This window comes from Maribacter polysiphoniae (genome assembly GCF_003148665.1).
GTDB classification, from domain to species: domain Bacteria; phylum Bacteroidota; class Bacteroidia; order Flavobacteriales; family Flavobacteriaceae; genus Maribacter_A; species Maribacter_A polysiphoniae.
In genome coordinates, this window is sequence record NZ_QGGQ01000011.1 from 1 (window position 1) to 15,198 (window position 15,198).

A 15,198-nucleotide genomic window follows, 5' to 3' on the forward strand; every position below is an offset into this window, starting at 1 on the left:
CACCGAACCCATCAGGAAGATCATCTATACGACCAACGCCGTGGAAGGTTTTCATCGCCAAGTTCGTAAGGTAACCAAGACCAAGGGGGCATTTACCAACGACATGGCCTTGTTGAAACTGGTATACCTGGCCACAAAGAACATCGAAAAAAAGTGGACAAGCCCATTACATAATTGGAGTCTTACCGTTCAACAACTTTATATTAAATTTGGGGAGAGGATACCACTGGTCTTAAACGCCAATTCCTTTGGGGCTAGCCCCAAAGGAATTGGAACAACGGACAGAGTTTAATTTACAGACCCATTTTCTACACAGGTTTTAGGAATATTCGACTCTCTATTGGTCGCTATTGAGAATCAATACCGCAATATAGCACCTGCCCTCCTACCCTTGCAACTACAGGATATAGATATAGAACAGGACATTGGTGCCTGGGATGCAGCTAAAAAAGCATGGGCATTACTTTATGAAGCTTTAGTTACCCCTCTATACGGACTTAAAATACTGTCTTTCATCATTGGGGTTTTTCTATGGATACTTGACCTTTTCATATATCCGATATTCTTAGCGGAGCGTTTTTTCTTATTAGGAATAATGCAAGCCTTTTTTCCACTAGTCATTAGTCTTTCCGTTTTTGAAAAGTTTCGTTCCCTGGCCTACAATTTTTTTAAGCTTTATGCCGGTGTGTATATGTTGGTGCCAGCATTTTTCCTGGTAAATGTATTCGTGAATAATCTCTATACCGAAATCAATGCCAATTTATGGAACGACCTATTTGGGACGGATTGGGGAAGTAATTTCTTTGCTCCGCTTTTGCAGTTAGGATCCATAGGGTTTATCGTATTCCTAAAATTCAAATTATACAGCAGAGCGACCTCGTTCACTTTTAGGCTGTTCGCAGGTTAAAAATTAAGAATCAACTATATGAAAACACCTTATAAGAATATCTATTCCATTTTAAAGCTCAACCGTTTTATCGTCTTATCGGTTATTATCGGAGCCGTGCTTACTTGTATCGTCTCCATAGTGATGGTGATAAAACTCCACAAAGAATCCGTAAACAATGCCTTTGTTGTCAATACCAATGGAAGTGTTATTCCCTTAAAAATGGTTTCCCAAAGAGAAAATTTAAATGTGGAAACATTAGCACACTTGGAACTTTTTCACACTTATTTCTACAACATCGATGCAAGCAATTACGAAAAGAATTTGGAAAAGGCTCTTTGGTTGGGAAACAGTTCCGTGGATGCACTATACCGGCAAAAAAAGGCGGATGGGGTCTACAATCGTTTGTTACAATACTCATTGGTCCAAAAAGTATTGAGCATAGAATCAAAAGTCGATTTACAAAATGAGCCCTATGAATTTGAAACCAAGACCATCTTTGAAATCAATCGTGGGACTATTACCGATACTTATGAATTGACGACAACAGGCAAAATGATCCACGTGGATAGAAACTTTCCAAAAAATACACACGGATTATTGATTACCAATTTTTTTGAAAACAGCTTAAAGAAAATAACCGATGAGAATTGAAAAGAACAAAATTATTTTTTCCATCATGCTAGTCTGCATTCTACTTTTTATAGGAGGATATGCACTATTAGTTTTAGAAGAAGACCAGGAACCAACTTTAGAAAACAACCAGGTTCCCATACCGGAATTAAAAGATAATCAAAAGGAATATGATTCCAAATTAGACGCTTTAAACGACTTAAAAGAAGTTAGACAGATCAATGCCCCAAGTATCTATGATGAACGGCTGCTGGACTCAACAGGGGTATATGATCCCGATTTATTGGACAAGGAAAAGATGCGCATCGTGGATAGCATATATCAACAGGGACAAATTGAATATTCCGATAGAAAATATGAAAACTTCAATATGAACAATGAGGCAACAAAATTCACTCAAGTAGTTCCAAAAGATACTATGGCATTCATTGAGGAAAAAGAAAAAGATGTTGCGGCCAAAGAATTGGGCTTGGAGCATCAACTCTTTTTTGCTTCGCACCCCATTGAAAATGATGATATGAACGTGCTAAAAACCGACACCTTCATTTATGTGCGAGTGGATGGTACCCAAACCGTCAAAAACAATTACAGACTGCAGATGCGGTTAAACAAAGCTGCCAACATATATGGAGAACACTACCCTAAAAATACTTCCATTTATGGGTTCGTGAGTTTTAAGCCAAATAGAACCATAATAGATATCGAACAAATAAATCATCAACCAATTATACTAAAGGCTCACGATTACCAAGATGGTAGTGAAGGCATTTATATAGAAAATAGTTATAAGGCGGAAATTACAAATGAAGTCTTGGGAGATATGGTGGAGGATATCAACATACCCGGCGTACCTCAAGTCAGCGGTATAAAGAACGTTTTTCGGCGAAACCAAAGAAATGTAAAGGTCACCGTTCTCGATAATTATAAACTCATTCTAAGAATTTCAAAACCACAGAATAAATTTCAATTCAATTAAAGACCAATACCATGAAAAAAACACTTCTTTTTTTGTCTCTGGCATTGTCGTTTTCGATATCGGCACAACTGCCATTGGATACCATTTATGCCAACGACCAGAAAAACGTCGCCCTATTTTTCCCTAGCCCAATACGGCAAGGCATCACTGGAGCTTCTCATTTTGTTTTCACATACAACCGGGAAAAAGAACAGTATTTTGGACTCTTACAGGCAAAACCAGGTTTAGAAAGTAATATATTCGCCGTCACCAGTGATGGTAGCGTGTATTCCTATATTCTAAAGTATTCGGAAAAACTTTCAAAGCTCAACTATTTTGTTACTGCGAACGAAAGTATAGGAAACGAAGCTCCTCTAGATAAGCCAGTTAAGCAAGCAAAAATAAATATCGTTACCGATGAAAATAGAATACCCTATTTCCAAAGAGCCTGTGATTATCTATTGAAATCTAAATCTCAAGCTATTGCAACAAAACGAAAACAAGGAATCAAATTAGAGTTGGAAAAAATGGTATATGATGGCTCTGAAGTATATTTGGTTATTGAGGTAAAGAATAAATCCGGAATCAATTTTGAAATCGACTATCTGAATGTGTACAGAACTAATGGAAACAATAGGCGAAAAGCTTCATTTCAACGTTTGCCACAAGATGTAATTTACCAACATAGTTTTCCAAACATCATATTAAATGGTCTATCACAGCAGTTTGTCTACGTACTTCCTAAATTTGTTTTAGGGGATAATGAAAAATTGATGTTAGAGCTCAAGGAATTGAATGGAAGTAGGAAAGTGATTTTGGAAGATAATCTTTAATAAGATTCTTTCAATAAAAAAGACCAAGCTGAATCAGCCTGGTCTTGTCATATTCAGTTTAAGCCTATACATTCAAAATGAATATCTTACGCTTTTCATTTTGAGGTGGTTCTTTTGGAAAATGATTTATTCTCCTTTAGATTGAATTGTGCTCGCAACCGCTGCATGTCATCACTTACTTTTCGCTCTATAACTTTTGCATAAATCTGAGTCGTAGCTATTCTAGAATGACCTAATAATTTTGAAACTGTCTCAATGGGCATACCATTACTCAGCGTTACCGTTGTTGCAAAAGTATGTCTAGCGATATGAAATGTGAGATTCTTTTGAATACCACATACATCTGCTATTTCCTTTAAATAGGAATTTAGCTTTTGGTTCGACATTTTAGGGAAGATAGTTCCTTGAGATATCGATTTCTTATTGCTTATATATTTTTCAACGATTTCAAGTGCTTTTGGTAATAATGGAACTCGAATAGGCTTCGTGGTCTTTTCTCGACGATAATAAATCCAAAGTTCGCCATCTATTCCAATACATAGGTTTTCTCCGGTCAGGTTAATTACATCGATATAACTCAAACTCGTATAGCAACTAAAAACAAACAAATCTTTTACCAACTGAAGTCTAGTTGTGGCAAAGGACTTTTCTTCTATTGCTTGAAGTTCGTCAAGTCTTAAAAAGCCTCTTTCCGTTTTAATATATTTTGATTCGAAGTTGATAAAGGGATCACGTTGTATCCATCCCAATTTTAGAGAAAGGTTGATTAATTTTCTGAAACGTGCTATATGTTTCATCACAGTATTGTTACCCATTCTCTGTTGATGGTCTTCAGGTACGTAAGACCTTAGAAATTTTTCAAATTTTATGATAAAGTCATAGTCGAGTTCACTCAAGTACATATCCGAGGACTTATAAGTTTTTAGTAGGAATTTGGAAACATATTTTTGTGTGGTGAAATAATTTTTTTGGGTTCCCCATTTTAACTTGCCCCTCATGTCCTCGTTATGGTAAGCAATAATATCCGTAACCGATCGATGGGCATCATCTACCCGAAGGAATCTTGCCTTAACTGCCTGTGCGGTAATAAGCTTATTTTCAGTCTTTAAATCTCGGTAGCACTGAAATAAGTGATTATAGGTCTCGTCCAAATAGCTGTTAAGTATTCTCGATTTTTGGCTAGTCCCTTTAGCTCGGTTTTTATGCACATCCCAGCCCGATATTAAAATTTTCCGTTTTAAACTAATGACTGCCCGTTTACCATTTACGGTGATTCTAGCATAAAGTGAGACCTGATTGTTTTTGACTCTGGAAAAATCTGCCCAGAAGAGAATACTGAATGTTGAAGATGTCTTCATGATTTCGTCTTTTAATTAACATTTATTTTGTTATCAGACGAAAGTCAAATCACTTATAAAGATACATTTATTTAGTCAACGCATTTGGCTTTTTAACAAATAGGTCAACACTTTTACAGTTTTAAATTTGTTGACCGATTTGTTGACATTTCTATTAGGATTAAATGATATGTTTTGATATCCCTGAAAACGAAAAAACCTGATAATCATACGATTAACAGGTTTTTGCTATAGATTGATACTATAATTTGTCGGGATGACAGGATTTGAACCTGCGACCACACGGCCCCCAGCCGTGTGCGCTACCGGACTGCGCCACATCCCGAAAATCACTTTTCATTGAGGTATCGTTTAACACCTCTTTTCTTGATCTTCCTTTCCAATTGCACTGCCTCAGTTCGATCGGTACAAGGGTAAGTCTTGATCAATATCCAAGGCCTTCCCTTGGATGTATATTTTTTACCACCACGATTATGTGTGATAAGTCGTTTTTGAATATTGTTCGTCTGACCAACATAATACTTGCCCAGCGATTCACTATACAATATGTAAACAACAAATTCCATCATTTCATGCGACCATCCCGCCACAGGCGGGATACGCTACCGGGCCTGTCCCGCTCCTCTGCGGGAACTGCGCCACATCCCGAAAATTACTTTTCGTTGAGGTATCGTTTAACACCTCTTTTCTTGATCTTCCTTTCCAATTGCACTGCCTCAGTTCAATCGGTACAAGGGTAAGTCTTGATCAATATCCAAGGCCTTCCCTTGGATGTATATTTTTTACCACCACGATTATGTGTGATAAGTCGTTTTTGAATATTGTTCGTCTGACCAACATAATACTTGCCCAGCGATTCACTATACAATATGTAAACAACAAATTCCATCATTTCATGCGACCATCCCGCCACAGGCGGGATACGCTACCGGGCCTCTCCCGCTCCTCTGCGGGAACTGCGCCACATCCCGAAATCGGATTGCAAAAATATAAAAGTTAGGCAAATTAACTTCTATCTTTTATAGAAAACTTTTCACTATTCCAGACTTTCGATCCATTCGAACATTTGTTCTGTCCATCCCCGAAGGTATTTGTCCTTAGTTGCCAAGGAAAAACCGTGGCCCCCATTTGGATATATATGCATCGTGGCGGGAACATTGTTCTTTACCAACGCCCTGTAAAATACCAAACTGTTCTCAACAGGTACCGACTTGTCATCCGTTGCATGCAATAAAAATGTAGGGGGTGTATTCGATGAAACCTGTTTTTCGTTACTAAAACGATCAACCATCCCCGGTTTAGGGTCCTTGGTCAATAAATTCTCCTGGGAGCCCCCGTGGGTAGATGATTCGCCAAAGGTGATTACCGGGTAACACAACACCATAAAATCGGGCCGTGCACTCCTTGTATCAACGTCATCAATTGGCGTGTATACCTTCTCTTCGAAATGGGTTCCTAAAGTCGAAGCCAAATGCCCCCCGGCGGAAAATCCCATAGCTCCAATTTTATTAGGGTCGATATGAAACGCCTCAGCCTTACTCCTTACTAAGCGCAAAGCCCTTTGTGCATCAATCAAAGGAACATCCTCTTGATGGGTCTGGGATACCGATGAAGGTAAGCGATACTTGACCACTATACCTGCAATGCCCTTACTATTCAAGAATTTGGCGATATCGGTTCCCTCCCAATCATAGGCCAGAATACGATATCCCCCTCCAGGGAAAATCACTACTGCCTGACCGGTAGCATTCTTTTTTGAGGGTAAATACACCTCAATGGTCGGCTCTTGCACCGTACTTATTCGCAAAATATCCTCCATGACATGCTCTTCCTTTTCAAGGGATGCCACGTGGTTTGGTATCTTGTCTTTGGGCCACAACGGCATTATGGTATCTTGTGAAAAAGCGTTTACACCCATGGCTAATACAATAAGTAGTGTTATTTTATTCATTCGTATTTCTAGTTATTAATTACACTCCCATTTAAAATCGGCTACCTTATCGTTAGATGCTGCAGATAGGTTGTAATGCCACCATTCTGTCCGTATGGACCAAAAGCCATGTCTTTCCATGGTTTCCTTAAGCAATAGTCGATTATCCAATATATCTTGGGGTAGATCCAAATTATCGTGATAGGCACGCTTTCCGAAAAAATCAAAATCAGTACCCATATCCAATTCTTCCCCTTCCAGGGTCACCAAGGTAATGTCCACAGCGCCACCCTTGTTATGTATAGATCCCTTTACAGGGTTTGCCACATATTGCGGATTGGGAACAATCTCCCACATTTTATATTGTACGGAATTTGGTCGATAACAATCGTAGAATTTAATTTTCACGCCATGCTCCTTAAACTCCCTATTGGCCTCTATGAGTGCTTTTGCCGTTTTCACACGGGTATAACATTCGGCACAATCATAGACCTTGGCCTTTAAGAAATTGTTCTCCGTGGCATAACGCATATCATAGGCAAAATCATCACTGAAATCGGCTAGTCGAACAAAAGTACTATCGGCCAAGCTTTCAAAGGTCTTGAATTTCTTGGCTACAGACTTTTCTGTTTTAACCGTATCCTTGACTTCCAATGGCGCAGAGGGTTCTATGTTTTTTTTTGTTGGAGACTCCTTACAGCTGTAAATCAAAATCAAACTAAAAAGAAAAAATAATCGGCCCATATAACTGTTTCGTGGTTTGATTCCTTTATATTTAGAAGGTTGAACTAAGAAGGAACAAGTTACATATAATTCTTTGTTTGATCAAAGTCATAAGACATCAAATTTCATATGAAAAAAAATAATTTCAGATGTTTGTTTTTACTCATTACCCTAAGTTTCTTCTCTTGCAAGGAAGAAAAAGCGGTAGCGGAACAAAATAACGAACCTTCAGTACAAAATTGGATGCTCGGATTCAAAAAAACCACTATAAATCCCATTATGGTGGCAGATTCGAGCTATACGTTTCAAGACCCGATTTCCAGGAAGGAAGTACAATGGCAAAAGGCCGATGTCTTTAATCCAGGGGCCATTGTCAGGAACGATACCGTTTTTTTATTGTTCAGGGCCGAAGATAATCCTGCCGCTATATTGGGTGGAAGGACTTCACGAATCGGTCTTGCTTACAGTACGGACGGCATTCATTTCACCAAACATCCGGAACCGGTTCTCTATCCCAATGATGATGCATTCAGCAAATGGGATCAACCAGGGGGCATTGAGGACCCTCGTGTTGTGGAAACCCCGGAAGGCTCCTATATTATGCTGTATACCAGCTGGAACAAAGATGTGGCCCGACTCTCAAGTGCAACATCCAAAGACCTCAGAAGTTGGACCAAACACGGTCCCGTTTTTGAAACGGCATATAACGGAAAATTCCTGGACATTTGGAGTAAATCAGGTTCCATGGTGACCGAATTGGTCAATGGAAAACTTGTGGCGAAAAAAATCAATGGAAAATACCTTATGTACTGGGGGGAACTCTTTGTCAATCTTGCCCTTTCCGATGATGGAATTGATTGGGAACCCATTTTGGACGCCAATGGGGAACCCCTTCATGTGTTTACACCATCCCCCAATGAGTTCGATAGTCACTTGACCGAACCCGGACCCCCAGCGATTTATACCGAAAACGGTATTCTTTTGTTATACAACGGCAAAAACCTGAGTGGTGAGGGAGCTACGGATAAAGTCCCTGAAGGCACCTATTGTGGTGGACAAGTACTCTTCGACAAAAACGACCCTACGAAAGTTCTAGCCCGATTGGAAACCCCTTTTATCTGTCCCGACCTTCCCCATGAAATTACCGGACAATACAAGGCTGGAACGACCTTTATCGAAGGCTTGGTTTATTTCAAGAACCAATGGTTTCTCTACTACGGAACTGCCGATTCCATGGTAGGTTTGGCCATTAAAAAGGATTAAAATGGGATATACCTTCATTCAAACCCAACATTGAACCTTGTTGATTTTCAATATCCTATTGGATAGCGGCCTTATCTAGGTTAACAAATTCCCTTCCTCATCCCATTCCGCAATAATGCCGCGTTTGCTTTGATCTACACATTTGGCGATCCATTCCGGATCATAGGACACCCCATGTTGTTCCAAAACATCTTCAGGTACACCATCCCAAACATTGGGCATGTTACCCTTGTATCCCAAATCGGCTATGCCCACCTTAGAGGTGTAGTATCCCGTGACCGTCAATCCTCGCATCATGTGAAAAAACTGGATCTCCATCGGTTGGTCCTCCAAGGGCACCTCAACATCGTGAAAGGCAATCGTATCCAATATTTGTTTTTGCTGTTCCAAAGTGGCCGACTTAAATTCAATACCAAAAGTTGTATTACAGGTATGGTCTAACCACATGAGTCCACCCAACAATGTATCCTGCATTTCAGGATAATCCTTGGCAATAAACTCAATGAACTCGGGCACTTCTGCTTCAATAGGGCCGCCGTGGGGTTCTTTGGGGGGAAGGATTACCGTACTTAAAACAGCAATGGTCTCCATTTCATGCGTATTGAACAATTGCTCCGCATTCAGTTTCTCGATCAACTTCAATTCCTCGGGCGTTCTACCAAAAAATTCCTCGGCACCAGAAGCTATATTTTCCTCAACTGTCGGACCTTCATCTGTTTTACAGCCCTTAAAGATCAAGCCAGTTGCCCCAGCCCCGGCCCCCAATATAATTGCTTGTATACTTTTTCTCCGATCCATATGCTAAATGTTTTGCTGTTTCAACTGCTTAATAATATAATCCGAGGCCCTCCATGATAGTGCCAGGATCGTCCAAGTACAATTCTTATCCGCTTGGGAAACAAAAGGTCCCGCATCGACAATAAAAACATTGTCCACATCGTGTAACTGCTGATACTTATTGGTAACCGATGTTTTAGGATCATTGCCCATGCGCGTGGTGCCCACTTCATGAATAATCCGTCCAGGAGCCAACAAACCATAGTCTTTGTCTTTCCCTGGTTTCCCACCCAAGGGTTCACCTCCCATATTATGAAATATCTCTTCAAATGTATCCTGCATATGCTTGGCCTGTTTTCGCTCTAAATCGGACCATTGGTAATTGAATTTCAATACAGGGATTCCGTATTTATCGACGGTAGTGGGGTCAATTTCACAATAATTCTCTTTTCTGGCAATTGACTCACCCCTTCCTGCCAAACCAACTACAGCGCCATAATACTTTTTAACATCGTCGCGTAGGGTATCACCATACCCTCCAACCTTTGACCCAAAGAACTTATTGAATTCATTGGGGTCATAAGCAAAACCATAACTGGGCATAGACATGCCTCCCGATATTTCAATATGGTAACCCCTAGGGAAATCCAATTTGGAATTATCGCCCCACCAAGGTGAGTACACATGCATACCTCCTACCCCATCTTCATTGTATGACGTTTTTCTATTCATTAAACCAGGAATAAAGGCAACCCTACTTGCCCCTGTTGAATCATGTAGGTATTTCCCCACCAGGTTACTGCTATTTCCCAAGCCGTTGGGATGTTGTTTGCTTTTCGAGTTCAACAATATACGCGCCGAACTACAGGCAGAGGCCGCAAGTACAACGACTTTTCCCTTCAGTTTATATTCTTTTCGGTCGTCCTTACTGATGTACGAGACCCCTGTTGCTTTCCCCTCTTCGTTGGTGGTTACCTCACGCACTACGGAATTCACGAAAATCTTTATCTGGCCCCCATTTTTCTGGGCCGGAAATATTAAACAACTCCCTGATGAAAAATCCGCATAAACAGAGCACGAACGGGAACATTGTCCACAATAAAAGCATACCCCCCGTTCATTGTTGATCTTCTTTGTCAACATGGAAAGTCGTCCCGGAATTACGGGAACCCCCGATTTTTTTGCTCCGTTGATATAAAACAGTTCGTGTAGTCTAGGTTTGGGGGGAGGAAGAAAAAATCCGTCGGGATCATTGGGGCGCCCTTCTTTAGTTCCGAAAACCCCGATCAACTTATCCACCTTATCGTAATAAGGCTTAACATCCTCATAACTTATGGGCCAGTTATCACCATGTCCGTCTATATCCTTATGCTTAAAGTCCCTAGGCCCGAACCGCAAGGAAATACGTCCCCAATGATTGGTCCTACCCCCGAGCATATGGGACCTAAACCAGTCGAATTTTGTGCCCTCGGCATGGGTATACGGTTCCCCCTCAATCTCCCATCCGCCATAGGCCATATCCCATTCCCCGAAAGCCCTTGTCTTGGACGCTCCCCTTCTGGGGGATTCGTAAGGCCACTTAAATTGGGTCATTTGTTCTAAATTCTTGGGGTCGAAAAAAGGGCCGGCCTCTACCACTGCAACCTTGAATCCGGCATCGGCCAATTGCTTGGTTGCCATTCCGCCGCCAGCTCCTGAGCCTACAACTATTATATCATAGACTTCTGTTGGTTCTTTTATTTGCATAGTTGATAATCGCTTATAGCGACAAGTTAAAAATTATACATTTAAATCCGCACTTTTTTAGACCAACAGATTTCAACAAAATAAACTTTGAATCAAAAAGATAAACTTTTGACAAAATAGTCTCAATCGCATAACCGCTCACCCCATTATTATTCATAATTATCCACCCCCTTAATTATTAAATACACATTATTTTATGGCTTTTTTGGAAGCACAAGAAGTAGCCTTGAAGTATTCCGACTAGTTTATGACAAAATAGTACATAATTAAACTATGGGGTATTAATAATTTTATTTTCACAGATGAACCTATCATTTTCCTGAAAACCAAAAGATGCATAAAGACCTGTATAAATATTTAATTCTCGCCCTGTTAGGTTCAACGGTACTTTCCTGTAAAACAGGGCTCATGAAACAATCAACATCACAAATAGTGGCTGATCGAAAGGCCGACCCATCAGCGAAATACCTGTTGCTAAGAATCAAGGAAATACCAAAGTCCGGATATGCTTTTGGCCATCAGGATGCCACGGCATATGGGATGGGATGGAAAAACAATGGTGATGACTACAAGAGCGATGTAAACGAGGTTGCGGGTGATTTTCCCGGGGTCTATGGTTTTGAACTGGGACACCTTGAATTGGGTCACACCCAAAACCTGGATACAGTCAACTTCAACCTTATGGCCAAACTGATAAAAAAGGCGCACAAAAAAGGAGGAATTATCACCTTGAGTTGGCATCCTGACAATCCGGTGACCAAAAATTCGGCCTGGGACCCCTCACCTGCGGTATCCCAAGTTTTAGAAGGAGGGTCCCTACACCCCAAATATAGGGCCTGGCTCGTCAAAGTTGCCGATTTCATGCAAAGTCTCAAGACCCGTTCAGGGAAATCAATCCCCATAGTTTTTAGACCGTATCACGAAATGAACGGTTCATGGTTTTGGTGGGGTCATGGCAACTGCACCCCGGAGGAGTTCAAAACACTATGGAAAGAGACCTTCGAATTCCTTACCTCCAAAAACAATGTCCACAATCTTTTATACTGTTATTCGACGGACGCCATCAAAGATGGGGAAGAATACTTAAGATACTATCCTGGTGATGCCTACGTGGATATTTTGGGCATAGACCTATACCACAAGAACACCACGGAAGAATACATTCAACTATTAAACGACAACCTTTCCCTGCTGGCCAAGATAGCCAAGCGGAAAAACAAACCCTATGCCATGACCGAAGGCGGATTGAATATGGTGACGGAAGAAAACTGGTGGACACAGGTCCTAAATAAAAATATTGCCAACAAGGGTATTTCTTGGGCGCTTTTTTGGAGAAATGCCTGGCCCAATCATTACTACGTACCGTTCAAAGGACAAAAAAGCAGTGCCGATTTCAAGCAATTCGAGTCATTGCCGAATGTACTTTTCCTTAAGGGATTGAAAAAAATAAGGTAGTACCGTAAACCGTTGGCAAGAAACAGAAAATATGGAGAAACTAAAATTAAAGGAAAAAGCGGGTTATGGTTTTGGCGATTTTGCCTCTTCGATGTTCTGGAAAATGTTCAGTGTATATCTTTTGTTTTTCTATACGGATGTTTTTGGCATTTCCGCAGCCGTAGTGGGTACCATGTTCTTGGTTACCCGGATTTTTGACGGCCTTAACGATCCCATCATGGGTATTCTTGCCGATCGTACAAATACGAAATGGGGAAAGTTCAGACCGTATTTACTATGGATGGCGATTCCCTTTGCCCTTTTCGGGGTACTGACCTTTACGACCCCCGACCTAACGACTTCCTCCAAAATAGTCTACGCCTATGTAACCTATTGCCTCATGATGATTGTGTACACGGCCGTGAATGTGCCCTATGCCTCCCTACTGGGGGTTATGACCTCCGACCTGAAAGACCGCACATCCTTGGCTTCGTTCCGGTTTATTTTCGCTTTTGCCGGGAGTATCCTAGTATTGGCAACGGCAGAGCCTTTGGTGGAATTTTTGGGGAATGACCAAGGTGTATTGAATCCGCAAAAAGGATGGCAACAGACAATGACCATTTATGGTATTATCGCTGCGATTCTCTTTTATGGCACCTTTCACCTTACCCGAGAACGGATCCAACCCCCGAAAGAACAAAAAACAGCCCTAAAAGCTGATTTAAGGAATTTAGCCAAAAATGCACCTTGGTTTATCTTACTGGGTGCGGGTATATTCACCTTGATATTCAATTCGATTCGGGATGGCTCCACCATCTATTACTTTAAATACTATTTTGATACACAAGAGGCATTTCAACTGCCCTTATTAAATGTACCCCTAACCTTTAGCACCCTGTATTTGGTACTTGGGCAAGCTGCGAATATCATTGGAGTCGTACTTGCAAAACCCATTTCCGACGCGATTGGCAAAAAAAGGACCTTTATGGCCGCCATGTTCATGGCAACGATCCTGAGTTGCATCTTCTTTCTTTTTGATGCAGACCAGCTCTTTTTCATATTCCTGTTTCAATTTTTGATCAGTATTTGCGCGGGAATCGTTTTCCCCCTACTCTGGTCAATGTACGCGGATATCGCTGACTATTCGGAATGGGAAACTGGTAGAAGGGCAACCGGACTCATATTCTCATCATCCTCGATGTCCCAAAAAATGGGTTGGACATTGGGGGGAGCCCTTACCGGATGGATCCTGGCCTATTACGGTTTTGAAGCCAATATAGACCAAACCGAGGAGGCTAAGACCGGTATTCGCTTAATGATGAGTGTTTTACCCGCCCTTGGTGCTCTTTTATCTGCCATTTTTATGATTTTCTATAGGCTTGATGACAAATTCATGATAAAAATCAACAAGGAGTTGACCCTTAGAAGAAATAATGAACCAACCACAAATAACCCACTATGACCAAATACAAAAACCATTCAAATAACAATCTGATCCAAAAATTGTTCGACGACTATAAAAAACTGATTGGCAGGAAAAACATTCCATTGTCACAACCTTCAGGTTTATTCACGAAATACAAGCACCCTATCTTAACGGCTGCCCACGCACCGATACATTGGCAATACGACCTCAACATTGACTCTAACCCACATGCCTTGGAACGAATAGGCATAAATGCCACATTCAATGCCGGGGCCATTAAATGGAACAATGCATATGTTTTGGCCGTCAGGGTTGAAGGGAAAGACAGGAAATCGTTTTTTGCATTTGCCGAGAGCGAAAATGGTGTTGATAATTTTGAGTTTTGGGAAGAACCCTTACTACTCCCCCAAACCGACGATCCCGACATAAACGTTTACGATATGCGTCTCACAATGCATGAAGACGGATATGTCTATGGTATTTTCTGCACCGAAAGAAAAGACCCCAATACACCTAAAAGTGACACATCATCAGCTATTGCCAACGCTGGTATTATCAGGTCGAAGGATTTGAAAACCTGGGAGCGCATGCCGGATTTATTATCCGATTCCAATCAGCAGCGGAACGTAACCCTACATCCCGAATTCGTATGCGGTAAGTATGCTGTTTACACCAGACCCCAAGATGGATTTATCGAGACGGGTGCCGGTGGAGGAATAGGATTGGGATACATTGATGACATGAAGCATCCCCAAGTGATGAATGAGGTCATTATCAATCCAAAGGAATATCATACGGTATACGAGCTCAAGAATGGACAAGGGCCATCACCCATAAAGACCAAGGATGGTTGGTTACATTTGGCCCACGGTGTAAGAAATACGGCTGCCGGCCTACGATATGTACTTTATTTGTTCATGACCGCCCTCGACGATATCACCAAGGTTATTTATCAGCCAGCAGGATACTTTATGGCCCCTGATGACCAGGAGATCATAGGGGATGTTGGGAATGTGCTCTTTTCAAATGGATGGATACCCGATGACAACGGTGATGTCTATATATATTACGCATCTTCCGACACACGTATGCACGTTGCGAAATCGACATTGGATATCTTGGTGGATTATTGCAAGAACACCCCAAAGGACAATTTATCCTCTTCAGGTTCCGTTGGTAATATCCATGAATTGATCAAAAGGAACAAAGGACTTTATTAAAAAAGATAAAATCC

The 15,198-nt window shown here is 41.1% G+C and carries 15 protein-coding genes, 1 tRNA gene and 1 pseudogene; 9 read left to right on the forward strand and 8 right to left on the reverse strand.

Going from position 1 to position 15,198, the window contains the following annotated elements; translation table 11 throughout:
• The 5 genes and pseudogenes from LX92_RS17865 to LX92_RS17885 form a co-directional block, all read left to right on the forward strand.
• On the forward strand, nt 1-292 hold a 292-nt coding region (locus LX92_RS17865), incomplete at its 5' end, for a transposase (protein WP_146197863.1).
• A 12-nt stretch (nt 293-304) separates the two neighbouring features.
• Nucleotides 305-907: pseudogene (locus LX92_RS17870) on the forward strand (hypothetical protein); the annotation flags it as partial.
• An 18-nt stretch (nt 908-925) separates the two neighbouring features.
• Nucleotides 926-1,540, forward strand: coding sequence for a conjugal transfer protein TraK (locus LX92_RS17875; protein ID WP_109653570.1), 615 nt, complete (start codon nt 926-928; stop codon nt 1,538-1,540).
• A gap of 25 nt (nt 1,541-1,565) precedes the next feature.
• Nucleotides 1,566-2,495 carry a conjugative transposon protein TraM gene (traM, locus tag LX92_RS17880; protein ID WP_317047075.1) on the forward strand — a complete coding sequence of 310 codons (930 nt, stop codon included), beginning with the start codon at nt 1,566-1,568 and terminating at the stop codon, nt 2,493-2,495.
• A gap of 11 nt (nt 2,496-2,506) precedes the next feature.
• The gene (locus tag LX92_RS17885; RefSeq protein WP_109653574.1) at nt 2,507-3,307 is read left to right on the forward strand and encodes a DUF4138 domain-containing protein; all 801 of its coding nucleotides are present in this window, start codon (nt 2,507-2,509) and stop codon (nt 3,305-3,307) included.
• Nucleotides 3,308-3,402: 95 nt separating this feature from the next.
• On the opposite strand, the gene LX92_RS17890 is transcribed toward LX92_RS17885, so the two are convergent.
• The 6 genes from LX92_RS17890 to LX92_RS17915 all read right to left on the reverse strand — a co-directional run bounded on the left by LX92_RS17890 (nt 3,403) and on the right by LX92_RS17915 (nt 7,339).
• Nucleotides 3,403-4,665 carry a site-specific integrase gene (locus tag LX92_RS17890; RefSeq protein ID WP_109653577.1) on the reverse strand — a complete coding sequence of 421 codons (1,263 nt, stop codon included), beginning with the start codon at nt 4,663-4,665 and terminating at the stop codon, nt 3,403-3,405.
• 251 nt (nt 4,666-4,916) lie between these two features.
• A tRNA-Pro gene (locus tag LX92_RS17895) sits at nt 4,917-4,990 on the reverse strand.
• Nucleotides 4,991-4,994: 4 nt separating this feature from the next.
• Nucleotides 4,995-5,234, reverse strand: coding sequence for a GIY-YIG nuclease family protein (locus tag LX92_RS17900; protein ID WP_223308405.1), 240 nt, complete (start codon nt 5,232-5,234; stop codon nt 4,995-4,997).
• 152 nt (nt 5,235-5,386) lie between these two features.
• Nucleotides 5,387-5,557: a GIY-YIG nuclease family protein gene (locus tag LX92_RS23070; RefSeq protein WP_211315893.1), complete on the reverse strand. Its 171-nt coding sequence runs from the start codon at nt 5,555-5,557 to the stop codon at nt 5,387-5,389.
• 144 nt (nt 5,558-5,701) lie between these two features.
• The gene (locus tag LX92_RS17910) at nt 5,702-6,616 is read right to left on the reverse strand and encodes an alpha/beta hydrolase (protein WP_109653579.1); all 915 of its coding nucleotides are present in this window, start codon (nt 6,614-6,616) and stop codon (nt 5,702-5,704) included.
• 15 nt (nt 6,617-6,631) lie between these two features.
• Nucleotides 6,632-7,339 carry a M15 family metallopeptidase gene (locus LX92_RS17915; RefSeq protein ID WP_109653581.1) on the reverse strand — a complete coding sequence of 236 codons (708 nt, stop codon included), beginning with the start codon at nt 7,337-7,339 and terminating at the stop codon, nt 6,632-6,634.
• A 108-nt stretch (nt 7,340-7,447) separates the two neighbouring features.
• Here LX92_RS17915 and LX92_RS17920 point away from each other — a divergent pair, with 108 nt between their 5' ends.
• On the forward strand, nt 7,448-8,581 hold the full coding sequence (locus tag LX92_RS17920; protein ID WP_109653583.1) for a glycoside hydrolase family 130 protein: 1,134 nt from the start codon (nt 7,448-7,450) through the stop codon (nt 8,579-8,581).
• A 75-nt stretch (nt 8,582-8,656) separates the two neighbouring features.
• On the opposite strand, the gene LX92_RS17925 is transcribed toward LX92_RS17920, so the two are convergent.
• Nucleotides 8,657-9,379 carry a gluconate 2-dehydrogenase subunit 3 family protein gene (locus tag LX92_RS17925; protein ID WP_109653585.1) on the reverse strand — a complete coding sequence of 241 codons (723 nt, stop codon included), beginning with the start codon at nt 9,377-9,379 and terminating at the stop codon, nt 8,657-8,659.
• 3 nt (nt 9,380-9,382) lie between these two features.
• Entirely contained in the window at nt 9,383-11,104 is a 1,722-nt protein-coding gene (locus LX92_RS17930) for a GMC family oxidoreductase (protein WP_109653587.1), read from the reverse strand.
• Nucleotides 11,105-11,512: 408 nt separating this feature from the next.
• Here LX92_RS17930 and LX92_RS17935 point away from each other — a divergent pair, with 408 nt between their 5' ends.
• Genes LX92_RS17935 through LX92_RS17945 form a run of 3 tightly spaced genes read left to right on the forward strand, consistent with a single transcriptional unit; the run spans nt 11,513 to nt 15,184 of the window.
• Nucleotides 11,513-12,559, forward strand: coding sequence for a glycoside hydrolase family 26 protein (locus tag LX92_RS17935; protein WP_170117886.1), 1,047 nt, complete (start codon nt 11,513-11,515; stop codon nt 12,557-12,559).
• A 31-nt stretch (nt 12,560-12,590) separates the two neighbouring features.
• Nucleotides 12,591-14,000 carry an MFS transporter gene (locus LX92_RS17940; protein WP_109653591.1) on the forward strand — a complete coding sequence of 470 codons (1,410 nt, stop codon included), beginning with the start codon at nt 12,591-12,593 and terminating at the stop codon, nt 13,998-14,000.
• Nucleotides 13,997-15,184, forward strand: a complete 1,188-nt coding sequence (locus tag LX92_RS17945) for a glycoside hydrolase family 130 protein (RefSeq protein WP_109653593.1) — start codon at nt 13,997-13,999, stop codon at nt 15,182-15,184. The genes LX92_RS17940 and LX92_RS17945 overlap by 4 nt, the downstream gene beginning before the upstream one ends.
• The last annotated feature ends 14 nt before the right edge of the window (nt 15,185-15,198 follow it).

Bases quoted from the DNA above. Each gene is read 5' to 3' on its own strand.
- LX92_RS17930 (WP_109653587.1), bottom strand. From the start codon at position 11,104: ATGCAAATAAAAGAACCAACAGAAGTCTATGATATAATAGTTGTAGGC.
- LX92_RS17925 (WP_109653585.1), bottom strand. From the start codon at position 9,379: ATGGATCGGAGAAAAAGTATACAAGCAATTATATTGGGGGCCGGGGCT.
- LX92_RS17890 (WP_109653577.1), bottom strand. From the start codon at position 4,665: ATGAAGACATCTTCAACATTCAGTATTCTCTTCTGGGCAGATTTTTCC.
- LX92_RS17900 (WP_223308405.1), bottom strand. From the start codon at position 5,234: ATGATGGAATTTGTTGTTTACATATTGTATAGTGAATCGCTGGGCAAG.
- LX92_RS23070 (WP_211315893.1), bottom strand. From the start codon at position 5,557: ATGATGGAATTTGTTGTTTACATATTGTATAGTGAATCGCTGGGCAAG.
- LX92_RS17875 (WP_109653570.1), top strand. From the start codon at position 926: ATGAAAACACCTTATAAGAATATCTATTCCATTTTAAAGCTCAACCGT.
- LX92_RS17935 (WP_170117886.1), top strand. From the start codon at position 11,513: ATGAAACAATCAACATCACAAATAGTGGCTGATCGAAAGGCCGACCCA.
- traM (WP_317047075.1), top strand. From the start codon at position 1,566: ATGCTAGTCTGCATTCTACTTTTTATAGGAGGATATGCACTATTAGTT.
- LX92_RS17920 (WP_109653583.1), top strand. From the start codon at position 7,448: ATGAAAAAAAATAATTTCAGATGTTTGTTTTTACTCATTACCCTAAGT.
- LX92_RS17885 (WP_109653574.1), top strand. From the start codon at position 2,507: ATGAAAAAAACACTTCTTTTTTTGTCTCTGGCATTGTCGTTTTCGATA.
- LX92_RS17910 (WP_109653579.1), bottom strand. From the start codon at position 6,616: ATGAATAAAATAACACTACTTATTGTATTAGCCATGGGTGTAAACGCT.
- LX92_RS17945 (WP_109653593.1), top strand. From the start codon at position 13,997: ATGACCAAATACAAAAACCATTCAAATAACAATCTGATCCAAAAATTG.
- LX92_RS17940 (WP_109653591.1), top strand. From the start codon at position 12,591: ATGGAGAAACTAAAATTAAAGGAAAAAGCGGGTTATGGTTTTGGCGAT.
- LX92_RS17915 (WP_109653581.1), bottom strand. From the start codon at position 7,339: ATGGGCCGATTATTTTTTCTTTTTAGTTTGATTTTGATTTACAGCTGT.